Here is a 1,218-nt window from a genome sequence, read left to right as displayed (position 1 = left end):
TCCCCTCGGCGATCTTCTTGCTCATGATCGAGCTGGCGATCAGCGGGATGGCCTCGACGGTGCCGGTCACGTCGCGCAGGGCGTAGAGCTTGCGGTCGGCCGGGGCCAGGCCCTCACCGGCCGCGCAGATGACCGCGCCGACCTCGTCGAGCTGCCGCTTGAACGCGTCGTTGCTGATCGAGGCCTGCCACCCGGCGATCGACTCGAGCTTGTCGAGGGTGCCGCCGGTGTGCCCGAGGCCGCGGCCGGAGAGCTGCGGCACGGCCGCGCCGCAGGCCGCCACGAGCGGGGTGAGCGGCAGCGTGATCTTGTCGCCGACGCCGCCGGTGGAGTGCTTGTCGGCGGTCGGCCGGGTGACGCCGGAGAGGTCCAGCCGCTCGCCGCTGGCGATCATCGCGGCCGTCCAGCGGGCGATCTCGGCCGGCGTCATGCCGCGCAGCAGGATGGCCATGGCCAGCGCCGACATCTGCTCGTCGGCGACCACGCCCTTGGTGTAGGCGTCCACCACCCAGTCGATCTGCTCGTCCGACAACACCTGGCCGTCCCGCTTGGCCCGGATGATGTCCACTGCCGCGAAGCTCATTTCTCCCCCTGCCACCGGGCCGGGATGCCCTCCGGCGGTTCTCCCTCGCCGGCCCAGGCCAGGCCGCCGTCGGCGTCCACCACCACGATCCGCGGTGTGCGTGCGCGCCCCCACTCGACCGCCTCGGCGGTGGTGGGGAAGTTCGGTCCCTCCTCGAGGACGCCCTTGGCGGCGTCGCTCTCCGCGGGGCTGCCGCCGGACCGCTCCCAGTAACCGGTCCAGACCGTCTCACCGCCGGACAGGTCCGGGTGCACGAAGACCGTGCCCCGCCCCCGCCACTTGGCCAGCTCGGCCGGCACCTCGTGCCCGGAGGCCGGACCGTTGACCTTGTCGAGGTCGTCCGGCCCGAACGCGTGCGGCAGCAGCTCGCTCATCTTCAGCGGCCGGGGCAGCGCCTCGACCAGGCACTCCGCGCCACCGTGCTCGTACAACAGCTGCCGGCAGCGCCCGCACGGCATCAGCGGGTCGCCGTTGGCATCCACGCAGGAGACCGCCAACAGCCGCCCGCCGCCGGTCGCGTGCAGTGAGCTGACCAGCCCGCACTCGGCGCAGAGCCCGACGCCGTAGGACGCGTTCTCCACGTTGCACCCGACGACGACCCGGCCGTCATCCACCAGCGCCGCCACCCCGACCGG

General features: G+C 73.2%; 2 protein-coding genes. Both read right to left on the bottom strand.

The genetic code is table 11. The features are described 5' to 3' along the window. The coding region (locus tag Ato02nite_RS51190; RefSeq protein ID WP_213014000.1) for a thymidine phosphorylase at window positions 1-583 on the bottom strand (583 nt) is incomplete at its 3' end. Next, window positions 580-1,218: cytidine deaminase (locus tag Ato02nite_RS51185; protein WP_213013999.1), on the bottom strand; the 639-nt coding region annotated here is incomplete at its 5' end. The genes Ato02nite_RS51185 and Ato02nite_RS51190, both read right to left, overlap by 4 nt.

The sequence above is a fragment of the Paractinoplanes toevensis genome, assembly GCF_018332695.1.
Taxonomy (GTDB): Bacteria; Actinomycetota; Actinomycetes; order Mycobacteriales; family Micromonosporaceae; genus Actinoplanes; species Actinoplanes toevensis.
Note: the sequence above shows the minus strand (reverse complement) of the source record. Positions and strands in the feature narration are given on the sequence as shown.